The following is a 24,137-nucleotide window of genomic DNA, read 5'->3' on the forward strand; positions in this document are numbered from 1 at the left end:
ATTATACCTTATCTAGTTAATAATACTAGATTAGTCATCACTATTTAATTCTATTTCAAGAGTCTCATTCGCCTTATCTATAGCCCTTATATCTGTGGCTTTCGACTTGTAATAATTTTTAAATTCCAGACTCTTTTCTTCCCTAGATCCAATCCTTGTAGGAAAGAAAATTTGACTATTGGCCACGTCTAAAATTTCTTCTAAGTAGGAAAGAGATTCTTTTGTCAAATCTGTTATCGGCAAGAAGATTATATCTGGATTTTCGATTTCTACCTCATCAAGCAAGTCTAGGTACCTATCACCATATATTTTATTAAAATCCATTGACCCACCATAAAAAATTAAAAGTGAGTCGATTTCTATAAAAAATCCTAGCCTATCTCCATCTACAGAAAAAGTTCTTACTAGAAAATCATCAATCCCAAAATTAAGCCTTAAAAAATCATTTTCTCCCAAAAGATAAACATTCTCCTTCTTATAAAGATTTTTCAAATCTTTCATGCCGAGCTCATCCTTATTAAGATAGATAATATTATCTTGGTAGGCTAGGTTACTTACATTTTTATTTAAAATATAAGCTATAGACTTTAACTTGCTCAAATTTAAAATCTCTTCTGTATAAGAATTCCCTCCCTTATCCGTCGCAAAAAATATGATGTGTTTTGATTCCGGAATCTCAAGAAGTCCCTTAGCATAATCAAAAACCAAAAAATAATCCCCGTAAGAAAGGCTATAGCAGGAATCATAAATATAATTTACAAATACTTTCTCACTCATCGTCACTCCTTATAATTTAATATACCCAATATTACATTTTTTATTATTGCCGTATAATCTTTTTGAGGTGATTTTATGAAAAAAGAAATTAAAACAAATGCAATGAGATTTCTCGATACTTTAAATATAGAATATGAACACGTAGATTATGGTTTAGACCACGAATTTGTCTCTGCTGTAGACTTAGCTAATGAAGGACACACTGACATCCATACAATTTTTAAGACCCTTGCTACTGAATCCAAGGATGGCGATGTTTATATCCTTGTTATAAATGGTGAAGATGAAATAGATTTTAAAAAAGCAGCCAAGGCTATTGGAGTGAAGAGCCTTTCAATGCTAGCCTTAAAGGATCTTAGAAAAACTGTTGGCTACGAAAGAGGAGCCACAACTCCCCTTGCTCTAAAAAAAGATTTTCCAGTTTTCATCGACGAAAAAGCCAAAGATATGGATTATATCAAGGTATCTGCTGGCAAGGTTGGTCATAGCTTAAAGATTAAACCAGCCGACTTACAAAAAGCCACCAAGGCAACCTTTGCTGATCTGATAAAATGATTTTAACCAAGTTTGAAAAAGGCAAGAAAACTTCTTTTGAAATAAGCGATGGATATGATTTTAAAAAAATTTCTGAAAGCGAAAGTCAAATTGAGGATGTTTTTTCATTGAGCCTAACAAATGATGTTGATGATGAAAAGTTACGACTTTTAGTAATTCTCTCGCCAATTTTTATAGCAGCCTTTGACAATGGTTCCTATGAATTAGAGTTTCTTAAAAAAACCATAGAAAATTCAGCATATCCCTATGGGCTTTATCCAAATTTTTTCGAAAATTTTGATAAAATTCAATATTTGAAAGCCTATGAGGATTCAAATAAACAAATAGTTACTGAAGATATAAGACTTAGAGAAGATAACACCATTGATTTTTATTTTAATCCTATAAAGGATTCCTACCTTAAATCCCTAGTAGTTATGGTCGATTCTTTGATTGAAGATGATAAAAATAGGAAAACTCTTCTGAAATTTTTTGCAAAAATGCGCAATGACATAGTTATAAATGGCAGGAGGTCAATTTTAGCAAACGGCATCCAAGCCTTTTACCTCAATAAATATGTGGTTGTCTGGGCTCTAGAACTTTTTGATTTTATAAAAGAAAATAAGACTGACACGAGTAAATTTTTAGAACCTATTTATGATTTAACTAATAATTTAAAGACCCCAAGACTTGCCTAAAAATTAGAAAAGCCTTAAAGTGAAACCACTTTAAGGCTTATTTTTATATTCTCTTGTTGGTATTTCTCCAAATACCTATTTCTTCTGCTGCCTTGATGAGCTCATCCCTGTTATCTGGGTGGGCTAGGCTTACAAGGGCTTCTGCTGCTTGCCAGGTTGTTAGACCCTTGAAGTTTACAATACCTTGTTCAGTTGCTATATAGTGGGTATTGCTTCTTACAGCTGTGGCTTGAGTGCCTGGTGCGAAAGTTGGTACGATGTTAGAAATTCTCTTGCCATCCTTGTCTACTCTTGATGAGTTAAGGGCGATTATTGACCTACCTCCCTTTGACCTATAAGCACCAAGAACAAAGTCTAGGGCCCCGCCTGCTCCTGAAATATGTTTAGTTCCAATAGATTCAGCAGAGATTTGTCCCCAAAGGTCTACTTGTAAAACTGTATTGATTGATACAAAGTTATCAAGGGATGCTATTACATCAATATCATTTACATAGTCAACAGGAGCTGCCATTAGTTCTTCGTTATCATCTATATAATCATATAGTTCTTGGCTACCTGCTGCAAAGGCATAGGTTTGACGACCAACATCTATATTTTTCTTGCGTCCTGTGATCCTACCTGCTAGAGCCATTTCCCTAAAGGCGTCTACATACATTTCTGAGTGAACTCCGAGGTCTTTTAGGTCTGATTTTGCAATTTCTGATCCTATAGCGTTTGGTAATCCACCAATACCAATTTGAATAGTATCTCCATCACGGAGCATATCTACTACGTAGCTTGCTGCCTTAAGTTCCTCTTCACCAAAGCTTGCTTTTGGAAGGGTTAACATTGGATAATTTGTTGATTGGTAAACATAGTCAACATCTTTGATATTTATAAAGTTATCATATCCACCTAGGGCTCTTGGAACATTTTCATTTATTTCAAGTATTACCTTATCAGCTGTTTCAAACGATGCCATAGCGTGACTTACAGACACACCAAAGTTGAAGTTTCCATGCTTATCCATTGGACTAACTTGGAAAACTGAAACTGCAGCTTTTGGAGCATTTTCTCTTATATATCTTGGTAGCTCACTATATTTGATTGGAATAAAGAAAGCGTTGTGGTCTTTTGAGTTGATTAACTTTCTTTCTATGCCTGATGAGTGCCAAGAATGATAGGTAATGTGTTCTCCTGTTGGGTCAGCTGAAGCTGTAGGTGAATTATAAGCAAGGATTCCTCCCCTGACCTTTACATCTTTTAATTCATTTACTCTATCAGCTAAGGCCTTGTCAAAGTCAACTGGTGTTAGAGCACACCATCCCATTTCCACCCAGTCGCCGTCCTTTACCATCGCTGCCGCTTCTTTTACGGTGATCAATTTTTCTTCATACATTTTTTTGAAATCCATATATTCCCCTTTATAGTATCGTTTTCTTAATATATTTTATATATACCCATAATTACAAATTATTATCAATCTATTCTATGTATTTTAAATTTTTTTGCTAAATAGACAAAAAAAGGCATGCAGATAAGAATTACCTGCACACCTTAAAATTTATCTTATCTTTCTACTATAACTGCAGTACCCATACCGCCACCTATACAAAGTGTTGCGATACCTTTTTTAGAATCTCTCTTTTGCATTTCATAAAGAAGTGTAGTTAGGATTCTTGCACCTGATGCACCAACTGGGTGACCGATTGCAATAGCTCCACCATTTACGTTTACGATATCTGTGTTTAATCCAAGTTCTTTGATTACTGAAAGAGCTTGAGCAGCGAATGCTTCGTTAGCTTCGATTAAGTCGATATCTTCTAGAGTTAGGTTTGCTTTTTCTAGAGCTTTTCTAACTGTTGGGATTGGGCCAGTACCCATGATTTTTGGATCAACACCTTCTGTTGCGTAGCTTACGATTGTAGCAAGAGGTTTAACGCCAAGTTCTTTAGCTTTTTCTTCGCTCATTACTACTAGGCAAGCAGCACCATCATTGATACCAGAAGCGTTAGCAGCTGTAACTGTACCGTCTTTGATGAAAGCTGGTTTTAATCCAGAAATACTTTCTTTTGTAACGCCTTCTTTGATATACTCATCAGTATCAACAACTGTTACTTTTCCTTTTCTGCCTTTAACTTCCACTGGTACGATTTCGTCTTTAAATCTTCCTTCAGCTCTAGCTTTAGCAGCTTTTTGTTGGCTATCTGCAGCAAGTGCGTCTTGTTCTTCTCTTGTTAGGCCGAATTTTTCAGCTATATTTTCTGCAGTAACACCCATGTGATAGTTGTTGAATGCATCCCAAAGACCATCTTTGATCATTTCATCTACAACTTTTTTATCACCCATTCTAGCTCCCCATCTTTCATCTGTTAATAGGTATGGAGCGTTAGACATTGATTCTGTACCACCAGCTAAAACTACATCGCAGTCACCAGCAAGAATCATTTGAGCTGCTAGGGAAACTGATCTTAGACCTGAACCACAAACGATGTTTAGGGTCATTGCTGGTTTTTCTATTGGAATACCAGCATCTAAAGCGATTTGTCTAGCTATATTTTGACCGTTACCTGCTTGAAGTACACAACCAAGGATTGATTCATCTATATCTTCTGGTTTGATACCAGCTCTTTCGATTGCTGCTTTAGCTGCTACTGCACCTAATTCTCTTGCTGAAACTGTTTTGAATGCACCACCGTAAGCACCAACTGGTGTTCTTGCTGCACTTGCTATAACTACTTTTTTTGTCATAATTTCTCCTTTATGTTCTCTAAAATCTATTTATCTTATTTGCTATAATCGTAGAAGCCTTTGCCTGTTTTTCTACCAAGGTCTCCAGCTCTTACCATTTGTCTTAATAGTGGGCATGGTCTATATTTGCTATCACCAAATTCTGTATAAAGAACTTCCATGATTGCTAAGCATGTATCAAGACCTATAAGATCTCCTAGAGCAAGAGGTCCCATTGGGTGATTTGCACCAAGTTGCATACCCTTATCAATATCTTCAACGCTTGCAAGTCCGTCAGCAAGTACGCCAACAGCTTCGTTAATCATTGGGATAAGAAGTCTATTAACAACAAAGCCTGGGCCTTCTTTAACTTCGATAGGTTGTTTGCCAAGTTTTTCAGCAAGTTCAAAAATAGCTTTGTTTGTTTCATCAGATGTGTGAAGACCTCTGATAACTTCAACAAGTTTCATAACTGGAACTGGATTGAAGAAGTGCATACCAATTACATTTTCTGGTCTTTTTGTAACTGCAGCAATGTCTGTGATTGAAAGAGATGATGTGTTAGAAGCAAGGATTGCACCTTCTTTAACAACTTCGTCTAATTCTTTGAAAATTTCTTTTTTGAGTTTTGGATTTTCTGTTGCAGCTTCGATAACTACGTCACAATCAGCTAAATCTTTAACTTCTGTTGTGTAAGAAATATTTTTAAGAGCAGCTTCTTTAGCTTCTTCTGTCATTCTTTCTTTAGAAACTTGTTTAGCATAAGATTTTTCTATTCTAGCTTTTGCTTTTTCTAAGAATTCATCTTTGATATCTCTAACTACAACTTCATAACTTTTAGCAGCAGTTTCTACGATACCGCCACCCATGATTCCTGATCCGATTACACCTATTTTCATAATTTATCTCCTTTATTTATTTTTAAATTCAGCTTGACCTTTGTTTATGAAGGCTTGCATTCCAGATTTTTGATCTTCTGTTGAGAAGGTTAGGGCAAATAAGTTTTCTTCAACCTTAATTGCGCTATCTATATCTACTTGTCCACCAACATTTATAGCTTCTTTTGAAGCTCTAACTGCAACTGGTGCGTTGTTAGCGATTTTTTCTGCTAATTTTTGTACTGTTTCATCAAGCTTGTCAGCTTCTACGACTTCTTGAACTAAGCCAATTTCGTAAGCCTTGTCAGCTTTGATGTTTTTAGCTGTATAGATTAAATATTTTGCATATCCAGGACCTACAAGTCTTTGAAGTCTTTGGGTACCAGCAAAACCTGGAGTAATTCCAAGACCTACTTCTGGTTGACCAAATAAAGCCTTATCACTTGCTATTCTAAAATCACAGCTCATTGCGATTTCACATCCACCACCTAAGGCAAATCCGTTGATAGCAGCTATAACTGGAATTGGTAGGCTTTCAAGTTTTCTAAATACGTGAAGTCCCTTATAACCAAATTCTTTAGCTTCTACTGGTGTAAGAGTTGACATTTCTTTAATGTCTGCTCCTGCAACAAAGCTTCTTCCTTCACCTGTAAGTATTGCTACTCTAAGATCCTTGTTAGCTCTTACTTCATCAAGAAGTGTGTTTAATTCGTCTAATACTTCTGAGTTAAGTGCGTTTAAAGCCTCTGGTCTATTGATAGTAATCTTTGCAATGTGACCATTAACTTCATATTTTACAGTTTTGTAAGTCATCCATCCCCCTTAGAATAAATCGTTTACATAGTTTTTATTAGCATAAAGTCACAATTAACTTTATAACCAACATCCGTCTTATACTTCTATTATAACAGTTGATATTTTTTTGTCAATCTTTTTTGTATAAATTTTAACAATTTTCAAAAAACGATTTTCAATCAACTAATGGGCTTATTCCCCCACTATGTATAAAAGAAAAACCACTATTTATATAAATAGTGGTTTAATTTTTTATCTCAGCCTTTTCTTGCTTTAATCTTTTCTGTTAAAGCAGGAACAATTTCAAATAGGTCACCAACAATACCATAGTCAGCTACATCGAAAATAGGTGCATCTGGGTCCTTGTTGATAGCAATAATTGTATCTGATGCGTTAATACCAGCTATATGTTGGATAGCTCCAGAAATACCTACTGCTATATATACCTTTGGTGCAACAGTTTTACCTGATTGACCAACTTGGTGAGAGTGAGAAATCCATCCAGAATCTACTAATGGACGAGATGAACCTACAGTTGCTCCTAAGGCTTCAGCTAAGTCTTCTACTAGCTTTAAGTTACTTGGATCTCCAAGTCCACGTCCACCTGATACGATAAATTCTGCACCAACTAAATCAACATCATCACCTTCATCTCTTGCGATAAAATCAATAATCTTGGTTCTGATATCACCAGTATATTCAATATTGTCTTCGATTTCTTCTATATTATCTTTTCTACCAAAAGCTTCTTTAGGGAATACGCCTGGACGTACAGTACCCATTTGTGGTCTTGAATCTGGGCATAGAATTTGTGCCATTAAGTTACCACCAAAGGCAGGTCTTGTCCATTGAACATTTCCTGTTTCAGCATCAACATCAAGTTCTGTACAGTCAGCTGTTAGACCTGTGTGAAGTCTTGAAGATACTCTTGGTCCTAAGTCTCTACCTTGGTTAGTAGCACCGATTAGGATAGTATTTGGGTTGTGTTTTTCAACAAGCTTGCATACTGCATTTGCATATACATCAGTGTTATATTCTTTATAAATATCGCCTTCGCAAGTGATGATTGCATCAACACCGTGGTCTTTTACTTCTTCTTTAGCTTTTGATACTTCTTTTCCGATTATTACAGCAACTAAATTTCCACCAAGAACATCAGCCATTCTTCTGCCTGGATTTAATAATTCTAGGCCTACATTAACTGCTGATCCATCTTCTTTAGTTTCAACTAATACCCATAGGTTTTTATTTTCTGACATAGTCCCTCCTTAAATAAGCTTCTTATCAACTAAAGCTGCTATAAGCTTATCTGCCGCTTCGCCAGCTTCCATATTTTCGAATATTTCGCCAACTTTTTCAACTGTTGGAGTATAAGATTTATTAACTCTTGTTGGTGAACCTTTTAGACCTATAGCTGTTTCATCTATGCTATCTTTAAGTTCTTCAAAAGTAATTTGTCCAATAGAAGCTTTTTTAGCTTTTAATTTATTTTTGATTTTTGGATATCTTAATTCTTCATCGCCATATTTTGTAAATGTTACTAGGGCTGGAAGAACAGATTGGATGACTTGAGCTCCACCTTCAACTTCTTTAAGAACTTTAAGTCCTTCTTCATTTAACTCTGCTGTATAAGCATAAGTTACTTGTGGAAGTCCTAAGTGTTCAGCAAGTTCTGGTCCTACTTGTGCTGTATCACCGTCGATAGCTTGTAGGCCACAGAATACCATGTCAGGATTTCCTTCAGTTTCAGCTACTTTTTTGATAGCTTCTGATAGGATATAAGATGTTGCGAGAGTATCTGAACCACCAAATTTTTTGTCAGTTACAAGGTAAGCATTGTCAGCACCAACTGCTAGACAATCTCTTAGCATTTGATCTGCTTGTGGAGGTCCCATTGAGATTACTGTAATCTTAACTTCTGGGTCTTTATCTTTGATTCTTAGAGCTTGCTCTAAAGCGAAAGCATCGTAAGTATTAAGGATACTTGGAACGCCCTTTCTAATAAGTGTGTTTGTAACCGGATCAATTTTGATTTCGTTTGTATCCGGAACTTGTTTAGCACATACGAATATATTCATATATATCTCCCTTCGATATTATCTTAAAAGTGAACCGCCAACTACCATTAACATAACCTCTGAAGTACCTTCGTAGATTTCTGTTATTTTAGCGTCTCTCATCATTCTTTCAACTTCATATTCTTTTGAATAGCCGTAGCCACCAAATAATTGAACAGCCTTTGTAGTAACATCCATAGCTACTCTTGCTGCTTTAAGTTTAGCTTCTGCTGCTGCAACTGTGTAGCTTTCGCCAGCATCTTTTAGTGTTGCTGCTTTATAAACTAAGTGACGAGCAGATTCTATATCTATAGCCATTTCAGCTAATTTGAATTGTGTATTTTGGAATTTAGCAATTGGTCTACCAAATTGTTGACGTTCTTTAACGTATTTGATTGCTTTGTTTAATGCACCTTCAGCTATACCAAGTGCTTGAGCAGCTATACCAATTCTACCACCGTCAAGTGTTTGCATAGCATATTTAAAGCCCTTACCTTCTTCGCCTAATAGGTTAGCTGCAGGTATTCTACAATCTTGGAATACTAATTCCATTGTTGAAGAAGCTTTGATACCCATCTTGTCTTCTTTTGCACCAAAGTTAAAGCCAGGAGTTCCTTTTTCTACGATGAATGCAGAAATTCCTTTTGTACCTTGAGATTTATCTGTCATTGCAAATACTACATAAGTATCAGCATGACCTGCGTTTGTGATAAAGATTTTTGAACCATTAAGAACATATTCATCACCATCTTTAACTGCTACAGTTTTTTGACCTGAAGCATCTGTACCAGCATCTGGTTCTGTTAGAGCAAAGGCACCAAGTTTTTCACCTGAAGCAAGTGGTGTAAGGAATTTTTCTTTTTGTTCTTCATTACCAAATTTATTAATGCAGTCAGCGCATAGAGATGTGTGAGCAGAAACAATAACACCTGTAGATGCGCACGCTTTAGAAAGCTCTTCTACACATAAAATATATGTAAGTGTATCTAGACCGATTCCACCGTATTCTTCATCAAATGGAATACCAAAGAAACCTAGCTCTTGCATTTTGGCTACGTTTTCTTCTGGGAATCTGTGATTTTCGTCAATTTCGATAGCTATAGGAGCTACTTCTTTTTCAGCGAAATCTCTAAACATTTTTTGCATTTCTAATTGTTCTTCAGTTAATTTATACATTTTCTCTCCTTATAATTTTGACTTTGGATACATTATCCTAACAATTATTATCCTACTGTTATTATCTTAACAATCAATTGCTCAATTGTCAAATAAAAATCAAAGTCTTTTTTGAAATGACCTTGCAGCTACTATTTCAGAAGATAATTTCTTTATTTCAAGAATGTAATTAATACTAAAAATCAATATTTAATATTAATATTACTAAACAAAAACCTCTTCTCCTACTAGCATTCAACGTGATTATACCTTAAAAAAAGACCTTGTTCAATCGTTTTCTTACAATTTCACATAATTAAGTTTATTGCCAATAATCATTATTTTTGCACTTTGTTAATTTATTTGTTATAATCTAATTACAAGTAAATGAAAATGTTATTTTATAGGAGGTAATATGACAGTTTACAACAAAGTTAATGATGAATTCATTAACAAGCTTAGTGAGAGTGTAGAGGGAAAAGTTTTTACAGCAGACCAAATTAACGAAGACTTTTCTCATGATGAGATGCCAATTTATGGTTCTTACCAACCAGATGTTCTAGTTGCAGCTAAATCTACAGAAGATGTTTCAAAAATTCTGAAACTATGTAATGAGTACAAGATTCCAGTTCTTGCTCGTGGTGCTGGTTCTGGCCTTGTAGGTTCTGGCGTTGCTATAAACGGTGGAGTTATGATCGATATGCAAGGAATGAACAAAATTCTTGAATACGATCTTGATAACCTAGTTGTTAGAGTTCAACCTGGCGTTTACTTACACGACCTTGCTGAGGATTGCCTAACTAAAGGATATATGTATCCACCTGATCCAGGTGAAAAATTTGCTACCCTTGGTGGTAACGTGTCAACAAACGCAGGCGGTATGAGAGCTGTTAAATACGGTACAACAAGAGATTACGTAAGGGCTATGGAAGTTGTTCTTCCAACAGGTGAAATCACAAGATTTGGTGCTGTTGTTTCTAAAACATCAACAGGTTATTCCCTAAAAGACCTTATGGTAGGTTCTGAAGGAACCCTTGGTATCATCACAGAATTAACTCTTAAGATAGTTCCTCAAGCAAAACATACTATCTCTCTTATAGTTCCTTTTGAATCATTAGATGAATGTATAGCTACAGTTCCAGTATTATTCAGAGCTAATCTAAAACCACAAGCTATCGAATTTATGGAAAGAAAGATAATTCTTGCTTCTGAAAAATACATTGGTAAGGAAACTTTCCCTAAGAATATAGAAGGTACAGACGTTAATGCTTACCTACTAATCACCTTTGATGGCGATAATGAAGATGAAATTGATGTTCTTATGGAACAAGCTGCTGAATTATTAGTAGAAAACGGAGCAATAGATGTACTTGTTGCTGATACACCAAGTGCAATCAAAGATGCTTGGGCAGCAAGAAGCTCCTTCCTTGAGGCTATCAACAGCCAATACAAACTCATCGACGAATGTGACGTAGTTGTTCCAATCAACAAAATCGCACCATTCATTAACTTTGTAAATGAAATCGGCGAAAAATATGACTTTGACGTTCAATCTTTCGGTCACGCTGGTGATGGTAACCTTCATATTTACACAGTATCAAACGACGAAGATAAACTTGATGAATTTAACAAACAAGTTCATGAATTCATGGAAGAAATCTATGCTAAGGCTTATGAATTTGGTGGACAATTATCAGGTGAACACGGTGTAGGTCACGGTAAACTTAAATACCTAAAAGAATACGAAGGCCAACTAAATACAGACCTAATGAGAGGCATAAAGAAAGTATTCGATCCAAACATGATCCTAAACCCAGGAAAAGTTGTTTCTGCTGAATAAAAAAACTATTTAAAATTATAAACAAAACAAAAGAGCTTAAGTCCTAGGACCTAAGCTCTTTTAATTTCCTTAAAGATTTGCAAAATCTACGAGTTCTTGCTCACCAGTTTGCATATTTCTAATAGTTACTTTTCCTTCTTCCCTCTCACTTTGACCTATGATATAGGCATATTTCACGCCAACCTTGTCAGCATAGGAGAATTTCTTTTTAAGTTTACCTCCTTCAAGGTAAATATCAGCTCTCTTGCCTTCTTCGTGGAGCTTATTTAAAATATCTATAGCGTAGAAATTTTCTTCATCACTCATTGGAATGATTAAAATATCTGTAAGTCTTGATTCATTAGTATTAACAAGGCCAATTTCTTTAAGTTGGTAAAATAAACGGGTAAGGCCTATTGACATACCAACACCTGGTAGGGCTTGCTTAGAGAAATTTTCTGCAAGTTTTTCATACCTACCACCCGAAGAAACAGATCCAATATTTTCATAGCCATTAACAAAAGTTTCGTAGACAGTACCTGTATAATAATCAAGACCCCTAGTAATTGATGGGTCTATTTTTATATTCTTATCTGGAATACCAAGGTGGATCATGTAAGAATAGACTGTTTTTAATTCGCAAAGACCTTCCCTATATAAGTTATTATCCACAAAATCATCTAAACTCGCCAAAAGTTCTTCATTTTTAAGGTCTGATGCGATAAAGGCTAAAATTTTATCGGCTTTTTGGTTATCAACCAATTCCAAAAGCTCATTTTTTGTATTTTCCATCCCTATCTTATCTTTTTTATCAATAAGTCTAAGAACATCAGTGGTATCGGTGATATCCAAGGCATTTAAAAATCCATTTAAAAGCTTTCTATTATTAATCTTGAAAGTGACATCTGGTGTATCAAGCTTATTAAAAATTTCATAAATAACTCTTGGTGGGATAGCATCGTTGGCTATAGCGAGGCTATTGTGGCCAATAATATCTATGTCGCACTGGTAAAATTCTCTGTAGCGGCCTTTTTGATTTCTCTCACCCCTATATACTTTAGCTATGTGATAGCGTTTGAAGGGGAAATTTAGGTCTGCAAAGTGCTCAGCTACATACCTAGCGAGTGGAACTGTTAGGTCAAATCTCAAACTCATATCACGAGTCTCCGATGCTATTTCATAGATTTGTTTTTCAGTTTCTCCCCCACCCTTAGCAAAAAGTATTTCATTTTTTTCTATGACTGGGGTATCAATTGGCAAAAATTGAAATTTTTTAAAAGTTTCTTCTATAATATTTTTCATCCTATCAAAAGCCAACTGGTCTTCTGGCAAAAGTTCCATAACACCAGCAATGGTTGATGGTTTTACAATCTTCATATCTTGCTCCTATATCTTATTAGTTAGCTACATTATACGATATTTTAGCCAATAAAAAAGCCCCCATCTGGCAAGCTATATTTCAATAACAGAACCAAGGTCTACTAAAGCTGTTTTTGGATAAGTTATTTCAATGTTTTCCCTTTGACAGATGTCTTTTATTTTTTGATAAGCCTTATGCTCGCTTATATCTCCAGTGAAAATTAATTTATTACCTACTAAACCACAAGTGCCACCCAAAAATCCCTTGTCAAAGCCGTCTAGGTAGACATAATCTTCATCTACAAGCTCTATTGCTACCTTATCCTTAAGGACCTTATAAATTCCAAAATCACTTGTGATTAAAAAATTTTTAAGTGGTATTATAGAACACCTACTATAGCCTTGGTTAACTTTCAAAAATGAAATCTTCTTAGCCCTAAAAAAATTTTCTATATTTTTTTCTGTAAAATCATTGTGGATATAAAAATCCTTAAAGCCAACCACATTATAAAGGGAATCTTTCGGATAATTCTGGCCTACCCTTGCTCCCCTTATTAGTTTATAACCAGGCAATTTCTCCTCATAATAAGAAAATACACCCTCATCTATAACAATAGTATTATTATCAAGTTTAAACAAAGATAAGTCCGGATGATCACATATCCTAGGGTCTAAATTTGGATTTGCTATTGTTTGTATAAATGAATAGTCATTAGCTCTTAGAAAATTTTTAAACTCTTCGCTTGCCTTGTAGGAAATAACTAACATAAATATCCTCCCAATAAAAAAATCCCCGGCTGGGGATAAATTTGGAGGCGCCACCCAGATTTGAACTGGGGGTAAAGGTGTTGCAGACCTCTGCCTTACCACTTGGCTATGGCGCCTTAATAAAAAATGGAGCGGATGACGAGATTCGAACTCGCGACCCTCGCCTTGGCAAGGCGATGCTCTACCACTGAGCCACATCCGCATAAGTTTATTATAACATTTTTTATATTTTTGTAAAGATAAAATTTATGTTTTTTAATTTTTTTATAAGCTAGGAAGCTCTTTACCCTTAAGCTTACTTTTATATTATAAGCGAGAAGACCAAACTTGTCAAGTTTTATTTAAGCTAAACATATAAAAACCCGCCCTTGGTTTTTGGCAATTATTAGCAAAGATTAAATTTTCAAAACCTAAAAGCAAGGCCAAATCCTAGTGGACCTGCCTTGCCTTTTTCAATTCATTTAATTCTTCTTTTATCAAGAAAATAGATATGACCATGGTTAGGAAGTCTGAGCCTATTAAAACATACCATATCATTTCTTTTGGCATAAAAATTGTAACAAGGTAAGCAAAAATAGTTACAAACAAGTAGCCCCTAAGGATGGTGATTATAAAATCAAACCTTGGTTTACCAACAGATGTGAGATAACCACCATTTGTAATATTAAAGCCTAGGATTAAAAAACTAATAGCAAAAATCCTGAGCGACTTTGATGCAAAGATCATGAAATCAGCTGATACATCAGTCAAAAATATATTTATAAAAAATTCCGGCCAAAATTCTATGGCGCCCACCATCAGTAAGGATAGGACGGCAACAGACCTTATCATATATTTTCTAATTATCGGTATCTTATCGTATTCTTTTGCCCCATAATAAAAACCCAAAAGTGGTTGGCTAGACTGGTTTATGGCAAGCATAGTGTTTACGACAAAAGTCATGACATAGGCGATTACAGAAAAGGCTGCAAGCCCAACTTCTCCGTAGAGTCTTCCAATAGCAAGGTTAAAAACCAAAATACAAAAGCCTGTCGAAAGCTCTGATAAAGATGCAGGAAAGCCATAGGAAAAAATTTCCTTAAACATAAAGTCCTTTATCCTAAATTTTCTAAATTTCAAATAAGACTTAGGCGATAAAAAATAAATCAAATAGCCAATAGTAGGTATAGTCTGGGCCAAACCTGTCGCCACAGCCGCTCCCCACAATCCCCAATGAAATTTAAAAATAAAAATATAGTCAAGAACTACATTTGTAAGAGCAGACATCAGCATAAGAATAGTCGTAAGGGATGGCCTCCCATCTGCCTTTACCATAATTTCAAACACATAGGAAGTAAGATAAAAAGGCAAAAAGAAAATTATAATAGAGAGGTATTCCTTTACCATTTCTACCATGTGGCCTTCTGCGCCCAAAAATCTTACAAGGGGATTTATAAAAATAAAACCTACAAGCGAAAGACCCAGGGCAAAGATTACTGAAATAGCAACGCCTAAACTAAAAAATTCATCGGCACCTTCCTTGTTTTGCCTACCCTTTTCGTGGGCAATGAGGTTTAAAGACCCAATCGAAATTAAAATTGCAAAGGCAAAGGAAAGGGTCACAAAGGGCATAGAAATATTTACAGCTGCCAAGCCCTCGCTGCCAACGCCCCTCCCAACAAAAATACCATCCACCATGGTGTAGGTTGAAAACAAGGTCATGGTCGTGATGGTCGGGATTAAATATTTTAAATAACTCTTTAATAACGATTTTTCTTTCATTAACACTCCTTAAGATACATATAATATAACTCTAAGCCCCTATTTGGTCAAGAAAATACTTAAAAATAAACATTATAATAAAAAATCGACTCAAGAGAGTCGAAATTTTATGATATTATTTTATAGTATTGCCTGCTACTTAATTTGTAATAAATGAGATACAAAAGGGCAAACATTACAAATCCTATTATAAAGGAAGTTATCTTTATAGATTCATTTACGCATCCTAACATGACAAAGATTTTTGAAATCATCTTAAAGGCAAAGCCTACATGGATGCCTGCAACTATCAAAGGTAGGAAGAAAAATACCAGAACTTGCTTGTCTATAGTTTTTTTGATTTTTCCTTCTCCAATTCCTAATTTCCTTAGACTTTGGTATTTATTTCTATCGGCAAAACCCTCTTGGATTTGCTTATAATAAATTATCAATCCTGTTGCAACCATAAAAATTAAGCCAAGAAAGATTCCTACGAAAAATATTGCACCGTATAGTTTGTAGCCTTCTAAGACACAATAATCATGAAAGCCTATGCCAAATTCATTTTGGACATCCTTAGTTTTCTCCCTAAAAATCGCCATATCCTCATCGTTCAAATCGAAATTATATACATGAACTATTTTATTATCATCTATACTTAGGTTTTTATCCAATTTTTTAACTATTAGATAATAAAAATCAAACATGTAGGACAATAACGAATTCTTTCCAGAATTTTTATATGGATAGTCTTTAATATCTGCCTTTTTCTTTAATTTTTTGCCGTTAAGTTCAAGGTCTGAAATATCAGCCAACTTAGGATTTTTATAAAGCAAAAACTCCCCATCTTTTAAATCCAAAGCTTCTGGTATTGATCCATCATTGACTTCCACAAGTATTCCCATAGCCTTATCGTCAAGAGAGTTTGCATTGTCAAAGACATAAGATTCTTTGCTTGTATTAAAATTTTTGCCATCTTTTTCAAAGGCAAAGACCGCCTTGTAATCTTGAATATTTTTTGCCTCTAAATCATTTTCTTTGATAATTTTTTTAACCTGGTCTATTGAATATTCATCAACAGAAGCAAGGCCCACAGCTCTTGGATATTGCCTGTTTGCTACATCTTCAACACTCCTATAAAGAGCTATGGCTGATGATAATAAAATAATGGCAGCTGTAGACATGATTGTAATTGAAGCAAGGCCCTTGGCATTTGATCTTAATCTAAAAATTAGGCTTGAAACTGAGATAAATTTTTCAGTCTTGTAATAAGATTTGGAAGCCTTCATCAATTTTAAAATCACTATTGAAAGTGATGAGAAAAGGAAGAATGTTCCTATCATTACAAGGACAACTGCCAAGAAAAAGTAGCTAAGGGCCTTTAAAGGATTGTTTATAGTTTGGGCTAAGTAATATCCATACCCAAGCAGAATTAATGATACAAACGCACTTAAAACCATACCCCTAGGCCTTTTAAAGGTCTTTTCTTCCTTAAATAAATCTAGGATTGATTTTCTTTTTATTTTTATAATCCTAGTCAATAAAATTAGTAGGGAAATTCCTGCAAAAACCAAGAAGCTAATTATATAGGCATCTTTTGCAAAACTTAGGTAGAAATTTCCTTCCATTAGCATAAGCTTCAAAAAAATTGTTTCTAGCAATTTATATATAACTGTTGCAGAGATTATACCAATTAAATATCCCAAAGCTGATATTATCAAAGATTCTAAGGCCAAGATTTTTGATAGATGTTTTTTATCAAGGCCCAAAATCGCATAGAGGGATATTTCCTTTAGTCTTTTGTTTAAAAGATAGCCATCTGAATAGTATAAAAATATCAGAGAAAATATTCCCATAACATATTTAGCAATTTCAAGCACTAATCTAAGGCTGGTCATGCTATAAAACTGCCTTAAAGAATCTGCATTTATCAAAAGTAAAATCGAAGAAAAGCTAAAAACCATAAAGGCATAAATCAAAATATATGGCAGATAGACTTCCTTATTTTTTCTAATCCCATCTAGGGCAAGGCGCTTAGTGAGTTTCATTCTTTGCCGCCCTTAAAAAGTTTAGTGAGTCTGAAATTCTTTTATAAAACTGATCTCTGCTGTCATCTGCCTTATAAATTTCATTGAAAATCTTGCCATCTCTGATAAAAAGGACTCTTTTAGCAAAAGAAGCTGCAATATTTGAGTGGGTCACCATAAGAATTGTGTTTTTCTCGGCGTTTATTTTTTCAAAATACTTTAGCAAATCTTCGCTAGATGAGGAATCGAGTTGGCCTGTAGGTTCATCTGCTAATATTATTTTTGGCCTTATAATTAAGGCCCTCGCTACAGCCACTCTTTGCTTTTGGCCACCAGATATTTCTGCCGGATACTTATTTAAGAGTTCAGCAATTCCAAGCTTATTAACAATAGGCATAAGCTTATCTTCAAAATCTTCTGGATTTTCTTCTCTTAAAACAAGGGGCAAAAGAATATTTTCCCTCACATCAAAATTATCCAAAAGATTAAAATCTTGGAAAATATAGCCAAAATTATCCCTCCTAAAATCTGACTTTTCCTTATCAGATAAGGATAGGATTTCCTTGTCATCAAGTAAAATTTGTCCGCTAGTTTCCTTATCAATAAGGGAAATGATATTCAAAAGTGTAGTCTTTCCTGATCCAGACTCGCCCATGATGGCTAGGAAATCTCCGTTTTGAACTTTCAAATTCACATCCTTTAGGGCAGTCACAGCATTTGCTGTATTTTCCTTATAAATTTTTCTTAAGTTTTTTATTTCTAACATATTTTCACCTCTCATAATATAATTATAAAGGCTTTATAAAAATAAGTCCCTTTGCCTAGCTTACAAAGAGACTTCTTTTCTTACAATTTTGTAAGTTTTGGGAAAGATATCATGATTTTTGTAAATTTCCCCTCTTCTGATTCGATTTTTATATCCAAATTTAAATCCTTACCTATAGATTTTACAAGATAAAGGCCAAGGCCAGTTGAAGAACCAAGTTTCCTGCCATTTTCACCTGTATAACCCATTTCAAAAATCCTAGGTAAGTCGCTGGTCTTAATTCCAATCCCATTATCCTCTATAATGAGGAAATTTTTCTCAAAATATACTTTTATCTTGCCAGCTTCTGGAGTGTATTTCAAAGCATTGTTTAAAAGCTGACCAATAATAAAACCTAGCCATTTTTCATCACTCACAGTCATAAATCCAAGGTCGCCCACACCCAAGCTAATTTTTTTGGAAATAAAATCGTAAGACTTTTCCCTAATAATTTCTTTAACTATAGGCTCAATTCTTACTTCCTTAAATATATAGTCATTGGTTTTTGAATTGTATCTTATAAAGCCAAGGAGAATGTTTAAATAATCTTCAATTCTCTTGTTATTTTTCTTAAGTAGGTCAAGGTCTGGCTGATTATCAGCTAAAATCAGCTTGTTTTCAGCAATAGGAGTTTTTATTTCATGAATCCATAGGCCATAAAAATCCCTAAGGTCGCCTTCAATTTCATTATAGGCAAGTAATAGGTCTTTGTATTTTTTATTGATATTCTCTAATTCATCTAAGATTATCTTTTCCCTCTGGCTTGGATTTTTTGAAATTTCTACAAAGGTTGACTCAGTTTGGTTAAAATACTTATAGAGAAAATAGGCTAAAAAAATAAAAAAGCTTATCAAAAAACCATAAATTATTGGGAATTTTTCTAGGTTGAAACTTATGAAAACCAACAAATAAGTAAGGCTAATAATAAAAAAGAAAATAAAAGATACCTTATTTTCCTTCAAAAAATTTTTAAGCTTCAACATAATAACCGTATCCCTGCTTGGTTTTTATAAAATCTCCTATCCCAAGCCCTGCTAAAGACTTTCTTAGCCTAGAAATATTAACTGTTAGGGTATTATCGTCGATGTAAATATCTGTGGACCAGAGACTTGTCATTAGCTTTTCTCTAGAAACAACATTTCCCTTATTTACCATAAGAGTCTCCAAAATTTTAAATTCATTTTTAGAAAGGTCTAGACTGTTTTCTCCAACGCTAACGGTCATGGACTTTAAATCTAGGATAAGGCCCCTAATTTCAAGTCTTGACAGATTTTCCTTATAATCATAGGCCCTTCTTAAAATCGCCTTTATTTTGGCAAGTAGAAGGTCTATTTCAAAGGGTTTACTCACAAAGTCATCAGCTCCCATTTCCATGGCCATGATTTTATTCATGGTATCTTCCTTTGAGGATAAAAATATTATTGGCACATTTGAGATATCACGAATTTTTCTTGTCCAAAAATACCCATCATAAAAAGGTAGACCAATATCCATGACTACAAGGTCCGGCTTTTCACCTTTAAAGGTGTCAAAAACCCTCTCAAAATCTTCTGCAAGAATAACTTCAAATCCCCATTTCTCAAGTTCATTTTTTAATTTTTCTGAAATTATCTGGCTATCGTCAACCACAAATATCTTAAACATAAAATCTCCTAAAATTATTATAACACAAAAACCTCCCATTCCTAATTTGGATGAGAGGCTGTGAGTTAATCAAGTTCCAACTTACCGGTATATAATTGCCAGTAGGTTCCCTTTTCTTTTATTAATTTGTCATGGTTTCCTCGTTCTATTATCCTTCCGTCTTCCATTACCATAATTACGTCAGAATTTTGGATGGTTGAAAGCCTGTGGGCTATAACTATCGAAGTTGAACCTGTCATTAGCTTATCCATTGCTTCTGTGACATCTTTTTCTGTGGCCGTATCAATAGATGAGGTCGCCTCATCAAGTATAAGCATCGGAGGCTCTGCGATAGCTGCCCTTGAGATTGAGATTAGCTGGTTTTGACCGTCTGATAGGCTGGATCCGTCACCTTTTATTTCGGTGTCATATTTTTCTGGAAGCCTTTTTATAAAGGAGTCTGCACCAGATAGTCTCGCCGCAGCCTTGACTTCTTCATCGCTTGCCCTTAGCCTACCATACTTGATATTGCCCTCAATGGTGTCTGTAAAGAGGTTTACTTCTTGGAGGACCATACCAAAGGCACGTCTTAGGGAATCTTTTTTGATATCCCTAATATCAATACCGTCTACCATAATTGATCCATTATCAATTTCATAAAACCTAGTGATGACATTGGTAATAGTTGTCTTTCCCGCTCCGGTTGAGCCGACAAAGGCAATCTTTTCTCCTGGTTCTGCATAAAATGAAATATCCTTAAGAATTTGATTTTTGCCGTCATAGGAAAAGTCAACGTGCTTAAACTCCAGTCTGCCTTCGAGCATCTTGTAGTGTTTTCTATCGCCATCATCCCACATCCAGGCGTAGCTACCTGTTAGGTCATTACACTCTGTCACAGAGCCGTCGGCATTTTCCACAGCGTGGACAAGTTCGATAAAACCTGTATCTTTCTCTATTGGCATATCAATTATTTCAAAAATCCTATCAGCCCCTGCCATAGCTTGGAAAACTGCGTTGGCCTGTTGGCTAACATTCACAATAGGATTTTGAATTTGCCTTATATTTGATAAAAAGGCTGCCAAAACTCCGACAGTCATATCTCCATTGATAGTGATATAGACCCCGTAAACGGTAATAGCAGCATAAAGAATATTTACCATATTTAGCAAAAATGGCATCATCCTACCAGCATAGGTATTGGCACGGGTAAAAGCAATCCTTACTTCCTCAGTCTTATTTCTAAAAGTGTCGAGGATTTTTTCTTCTCTTGAAAAAACTTTTACAACTTTTTGTCCAGATAGGGTTTCTTCAGAAAATCCTTGAAGGCTTGATATATGCCCCTGGCCTTCTCTAAAGGAGGTCGAAGACTTATAGATAATCCTTGATAAAATTGGAATTAAGATTGTAAGGCCAATGAGCATTGTAAAGGTCAGGTTAAAACTTAATTTAAACATGACAAGAATTGTACCCACAAGCATAATTGCTGCCCTAACTATGGTTGGAACAGTATTTGCCAAGGCCTGACTAAGAACGTCAGTATCATTTGTAAACCTTGACATAATCTCACCGTGCTTGTTGGTATCAAAAAATCCTATTGGCATCTTTTGGACTTTGTCAAAAAGTTCAATCCTGATATTTCTAATTGATCTTTCTCCAACCCTGACCATGAGCCTTGAATATATAAAGGAAGTAAGGGCGGAAACGGCGTAGATAGCTCCCATTTGAAGCGATGCTCTTTTAAGGCCAGCCACGTCTGATTTTAAGATATAAGAATCAATAATTGGCTGGAGCATATTTACTCCCCAAATCTGGGTGAGAGCTGATACTATTACGCAAACTACAATCAAAATCATCTGCCACCTATAAGCAAAAAGATAGGATAAAAGCCTTCCTATAGACGAAAATGAAACTTTTCTCCTATAGGATTTGTCATTCATCTTGTAATCATTAGTCATTATCTCCACCTCCTTGCTCTTGGATATCGACAGTCTCCCTGTAAACTCTGTTGGTCGCATAAAGCTCGTCGTGAGAACCAACTGCTTCGATTTTTCCTTCGTTCATAACTATAATCCTGTCTACATACTTGAATGAAGACACCCTCTGGGAAATAATTATTTTTGTCAAATCCTTGTTATACTTGTTAATTCCATCGATGATTGCTGTTTCGGTCTTAGTATCAACTGCTGAAGTGGAATTGTCCATAATTAGGATTTTTGGTTTTTTAAGAAGGGCACGGGCAATGGTTAGCCTTTGTTTTTGGCCACCAGACACACCTGTTCCACCTTGACCAAGGACTGATTCATAGCCATCGTGGCGATTTCTTACAAAGTCATCGGCCTGAGAAATCTTGGCTGCAAGCTCTATTTCTTCCATAGCCGCCTCATCATCACCCCACCTGAGGTTATCGGCGATAGAGCCTGAAAAGAGGGTGTTTTTTTGAAGGACAATCGCCACATCATCACGCAAAGTTTTAAGGTCATAGGTCTCCACCGGATGACCTCCCACTTTAAGTGCCCCTTTGCTTATATCATAAAGCCTTGGTATCAGCTGGACTAGGGTTGATTTCGATGATCCTGTAGGCCCCAAAATCCCAATAGCCTCCCCACTTTTGATGTGGAGATTTATATTTTCAAGCTGGTAGGAAGCCGAATCTTCTTCATACTTAAAGGAAACATTGTCAAAATCAATTGATCCATCTTCTAATTTAAGACCTTCAATTTTTTCATCATTATCCATTGAAGGCACTCTACTAATCACTTCCACAACCCTTGTAATACCAGGGGAAGCTGACATGAACATAGTAAGAACCATGCTCATTCCGATAAAGGCACCTAAAAGCATTGTTGCATACATATTAAAGGCAACAAGGTCGCCTACTTGTAGTCTTCCTTCGATGATTTCAATCCCACCAAAATAGGTAATGCCCACAAAAGTAGCAAACAAAACTACATTGGCAAGGGGAAAGACAAGAGACATTGGCCCTTGAGATCCGTCTGCGTATTCAAACATCTTTTCGTTTTGGATGCCAAACTTATCAAGCTCATATCTCTTCCTAAAAAATGCCTTGATCACACGCATATTTTTAAGATTTTCCTCTACAACTAGGTTAAGCTTGTCATATTGAAACCTCGCCTTCCTAAATTTAGGAATAGCATAGGTAGTAAGACCCATCAGAAGGGCAAACAAAACTGGAACTGCCACTAAAAATATAAGTGACAATTTTAGGCTAGACTTAAGAGCCAAAACAAAGGCCACTATAGCCATTGCTACAGTCTTAATTACAAACCTGGTTGAAACAAACATTGAAAAAGTCAGCTGCTGAGTGTCAGACGACAACCTTGTCAAAAGCGAAGGCACCCCAAAATAATCCAAGTCCTCAAAAGAAAATCTCTGAATATTTTCAAACTGGGCAAGCCTTGCATTATGACCCATACCAGACGAGGCAATACCAGCATTCTTAGTTGCCTGCATACCACAAAACATAGTAATTAAAGATAAAACAACCATCAAAAGTCCATACTTGATTGCAAGTCCCAAATCTTGACCCTTGACAGCTTCATTAAGGGTCATGCCCATAATAGCTGGAATAGCAAGCTCTAAGATGGTTTCAAGGCTGGTATAAATCCTTGAAATATTTCGATTTTTCTTAAATTCTCCCAAATACCTCTTGATATAGGTAAAGGACTTGTAAAATTCTTTTATACTTTCCATTCATCCTCCTTCTCAAAATCTTCCTTGATTGAATCAATCAAAATCTTAAGAGCATCGCTTATCTCCTTCACCTTTTCATCGCCCAATCTCTCGTACATTTTTTTATTGGCTTCAATAATCGGCCTTAACTTTTCATCCCTATTTTTCTTGCCCTTAGTAGTCAACCTCAAAATCCTAATCCTCTTGTCACTTTCATCTTGGATTAGCTCAATAAGACCATCATCTTCAAGGGCCTTGATTACATTGTTGATAGTCTGTTTAGGAGCCCTAAGTTTTTCTGAGATACTTTTTTGGGTTGGATTTTCCAAAAGACCAATGTGGATTAAGATAATAGTCTCCAAGTCATTTAGACCATAAAACTTTGCCCTCTCCCTACTCATACCACTGGCACACCTTAGCAAAGAAAAAATAGAGAATATTGGATCATAATTCATAAACCCTCTTTCTCTAAAATAAATAAACAAATATTTGTTAACTCTTATAAGTATTATAGTACTATTTAGGACTATGTCAAGAAAATTTCATTACATCTCCGTCCCGAACGACGACGAAGTCGGAGGAGGGACCTTATAAAAAAGGACCTCTCATTCATGGGATATTTATTTTTCATCCATCTTCTCAAGTCATTCCGAACACAGTGAGGAACCTCACGAAGATAGGACCCCTCATTCATGGGATATTT

General features: G+C 35.4%; 21 protein-coding genes and 2 tRNA genes. 3 read left to right on the top strand and 20 right to left on the bottom strand.

Annotation, left to right across the window (positions count from 1 at the left end; genetic code table 11):
* Positions 1-30: 30 nt before the first annotated feature.
* The gene (locus HMPREF0072_RS11015) at positions 31-777 is read right to left on the bottom strand and encodes a hypothetical protein (protein ID WP_004826528.1); all 747 of its coding nucleotides are present in this window, start codon (positions 775-777) and stop codon (positions 31-33) included.
* A 75-nt stretch (positions 778-852) separates the two neighbouring features.
* Between HMPREF0072_RS11015 and HMPREF0072_RS00080 the strand changes: the two genes are divergently transcribed.
* Together HMPREF0072_RS00080 and HMPREF0072_RS00085 are read left to right on the top strand one after the other, a co-directional pair.
* Positions 853-1,332 (top strand): aminoacyl-tRNA deacylase, encoded by a 480-nt coding sequence (locus HMPREF0072_RS00080; protein WP_004826530.1) that lies wholly within the window; start codon positions 853-855, stop codon positions 1,330-1,332.
* The gene (locus HMPREF0072_RS00085) at positions 1,329-2,009 is read left to right on the top strand and encodes a hypothetical protein (protein WP_004826532.1); all 681 of its coding nucleotides are present in this window, start codon (positions 1,329-1,331) and stop codon (positions 2,007-2,009) included. Before HMPREF0072_RS00080 ends, HMPREF0072_RS00085 begins: the two co-directional genes overlap by 4 nt.
* Before the next feature lie 43 nt (positions 2,010-2,052).
* On the opposite strand, the gene HMPREF0072_RS00090 is transcribed toward HMPREF0072_RS00085, so the two are convergent.
* The 7 genes from HMPREF0072_RS00090 to HMPREF0072_RS00120 form a co-directional block, all read right to left on the bottom strand.
* Positions 2,053-3,402: an acetyl-CoA hydrolase/transferase C-terminal domain-containing protein gene (locus HMPREF0072_RS00090; protein WP_004826535.1), complete on the bottom strand. Its 1,350-nt coding sequence runs from the start codon at positions 3,400-3,402 to the stop codon at positions 2,053-2,055.
* Between the two features lie 155 nt (positions 3,403-3,557).
* Positions 3,558-4,739: an acetyl-CoA C-acetyltransferase gene (locus tag HMPREF0072_RS00095; protein ID WP_004826537.1), complete on the bottom strand. Its 1,182-nt coding sequence runs from the start codon at positions 4,737-4,739 to the stop codon at positions 3,558-3,560.
* Positions 4,740-4,774: 35 nt separating this feature from the next.
* Positions 4,775-5,617 carry a 3-hydroxybutyryl-CoA dehydrogenase gene (locus tag HMPREF0072_RS00100; protein ID WP_004826539.1) on the bottom strand — a complete coding sequence of 281 codons (843 nt, stop codon included), beginning with the start codon at positions 5,615-5,617 and terminating at the stop codon, positions 4,775-4,777.
* A gap of 12 nt (positions 5,618-5,629) precedes the next feature.
* Positions 5,630-6,409, bottom strand: coding sequence for an enoyl-CoA hydratase-related protein (locus HMPREF0072_RS00105; protein WP_004826540.1), 780 nt, complete (start codon positions 6,407-6,409; stop codon positions 5,630-5,632).
* Positions 6,410-6,648: 239 nt separating this feature from the next.
* Entirely contained in the window at positions 6,649-7,650 is a 1,002-nt protein-coding gene (locus HMPREF0072_RS00110) for an electron transfer flavoprotein subunit alpha/FixB family protein (RefSeq protein ID WP_004826543.1), read from the bottom strand.
* A gap of 9 nt (positions 7,651-7,659) precedes the next feature.
* A complete protein-coding gene (locus HMPREF0072_RS00115) occupies positions 7,660-8,469 on the bottom strand; it encodes an electron transfer flavoprotein subunit beta/FixA family protein (RefSeq protein WP_004826544.1) in 810 nt (269 codons plus the stop codon).
* Between the two features lie 18 nt (positions 8,470-8,487).
* Positions 8,488-9,624, bottom strand: a complete 1,137-nt coding sequence (locus HMPREF0072_RS00120) for an acyl-CoA dehydrogenase (protein WP_004826546.1) — start codon at positions 9,622-9,624, stop codon at positions 8,488-8,490.
* Positions 9,625-10,018: 394 nt separating this feature from the next.
* On the opposite strand from HMPREF0072_RS00120, the gene HMPREF0072_RS00125 reads away from it, so the two are divergent.
* Positions 10,019-11,443, top strand: coding sequence for a D-lactate dehydrogenase (locus HMPREF0072_RS00125; RefSeq protein WP_004826548.1), 1,425 nt, complete (start codon positions 10,019-10,021; stop codon positions 11,441-11,443).
* 69 nt (positions 11,444-11,512) lie between these two features.
* Here the strand turns inward: HMPREF0072_RS00125 and hisS are convergent, their stop codons facing one another.
* The 12 genes from hisS to HMPREF0072_RS00185 all read right to left on the bottom strand — a co-directional run bounded on the left by hisS (position 11,513) and on the right by HMPREF0072_RS00185 (position 23,889).
* Complete coding sequence (gene hisS, locus HMPREF0072_RS00130; RefSeq protein ID WP_004826550.1) at positions 11,513-12,799, bottom strand: histidine--tRNA ligase; 1,287 nt, start codon at positions 12,797-12,799, stop codon at positions 11,513-11,515.
* A gap of 75 nt (positions 12,800-12,874) precedes the next feature.
* On the bottom strand, positions 12,875-13,549 hold the full coding sequence (locus HMPREF0072_RS00135) for a DUF6873 family GME fold protein (protein WP_004826552.1): 675 nt from the start codon (positions 13,547-13,549) through the stop codon (positions 12,875-12,877).
* 42 nt (positions 13,550-13,591) lie between these two features.
* A tRNA-Cys gene (locus tag HMPREF0072_RS00140) sits at positions 13,592-13,665 on the bottom strand.
* A gap of 11 nt (positions 13,666-13,676) precedes the next feature.
* Positions 13,677-13,751 (bottom strand) — tRNA-Gly (locus HMPREF0072_RS00145).
* A 227-nt stretch (positions 13,752-13,978) separates the two neighbouring features.
* Entirely contained in the window at positions 13,979-15,310 is a 1,332-nt protein-coding gene (locus HMPREF0072_RS00150) for an MATE family efflux transporter (protein ID WP_004826554.1), read from the bottom strand.
* 107 nt (positions 15,311-15,417) lie between these two features.
* The gene (locus tag HMPREF0072_RS00155) at positions 15,418-17,337 is read right to left on the bottom strand and encodes an FtsX-like permease family protein (protein WP_004826557.1); all 1,920 of its coding nucleotides are present in this window, start codon (positions 17,335-17,337) and stop codon (positions 15,418-15,420) included.
* On the bottom strand, positions 17,324-18,082 hold the full coding sequence (locus HMPREF0072_RS00160) for an ABC transporter ATP-binding protein (protein ID WP_211204214.1): 759 nt from the start codon (positions 18,080-18,082) through the stop codon (positions 17,324-17,326). Before HMPREF0072_RS00160 ends, HMPREF0072_RS00155 begins: the two co-directional genes overlap by 14 nt.
* A gap of 80 nt (positions 18,083-18,162) precedes the next feature.
* Positions 18,163-19,104, bottom strand: coding sequence for a sensor histidine kinase (locus tag HMPREF0072_RS00165; RefSeq protein WP_004826560.1), 942 nt, complete (start codon positions 19,102-19,104; stop codon positions 18,163-18,165).
* Positions 19,091-19,765, bottom strand: coding sequence for a response regulator transcription factor (locus HMPREF0072_RS00170; protein ID WP_039930900.1), 675 nt, complete (start codon positions 19,763-19,765; stop codon positions 19,091-19,093). The genes HMPREF0072_RS00165 and HMPREF0072_RS00170 overlap by 14 nt, the downstream gene beginning before the upstream one ends.
* A 65-nt stretch (positions 19,766-19,830) precedes the next feature.
* A complete protein-coding gene (locus tag HMPREF0072_RS00175; protein WP_004826564.1) occupies positions 19,831-21,699 on the bottom strand; it encodes an ABC transporter ATP-binding protein in 1,869 nt (622 codons plus the stop codon).
* On the bottom strand, positions 21,692-23,455 hold the full coding sequence (locus HMPREF0072_RS00180) for an ABC transporter ATP-binding protein (protein ID WP_004826567.1): 1,764 nt from the start codon (positions 23,453-23,455) through the stop codon (positions 21,692-21,694). Before HMPREF0072_RS00180 ends, HMPREF0072_RS00175 begins: the two co-directional genes overlap by 8 nt.
* Positions 23,443-23,889, bottom strand: a complete 447-nt coding sequence (locus tag HMPREF0072_RS00185; RefSeq protein ID WP_004826570.1) for a MarR family winged helix-turn-helix transcriptional regulator — start codon at positions 23,887-23,889, stop codon at positions 23,443-23,445. The genes HMPREF0072_RS00180 and HMPREF0072_RS00185 overlap by 13 nt, the downstream gene beginning before the upstream one ends.
* Positions 23,890-24,137: the final 248 nt, after the last annotated feature.

Source organism: Anaerococcus lactolyticus ATCC 51172 (genome assembly GCF_000156575.1).
Taxonomy (GTDB): Bacteria; Bacillota; Clostridia; order Tissierellales; family Peptoniphilaceae; genus Anaerococcus; species Anaerococcus lactolyticus.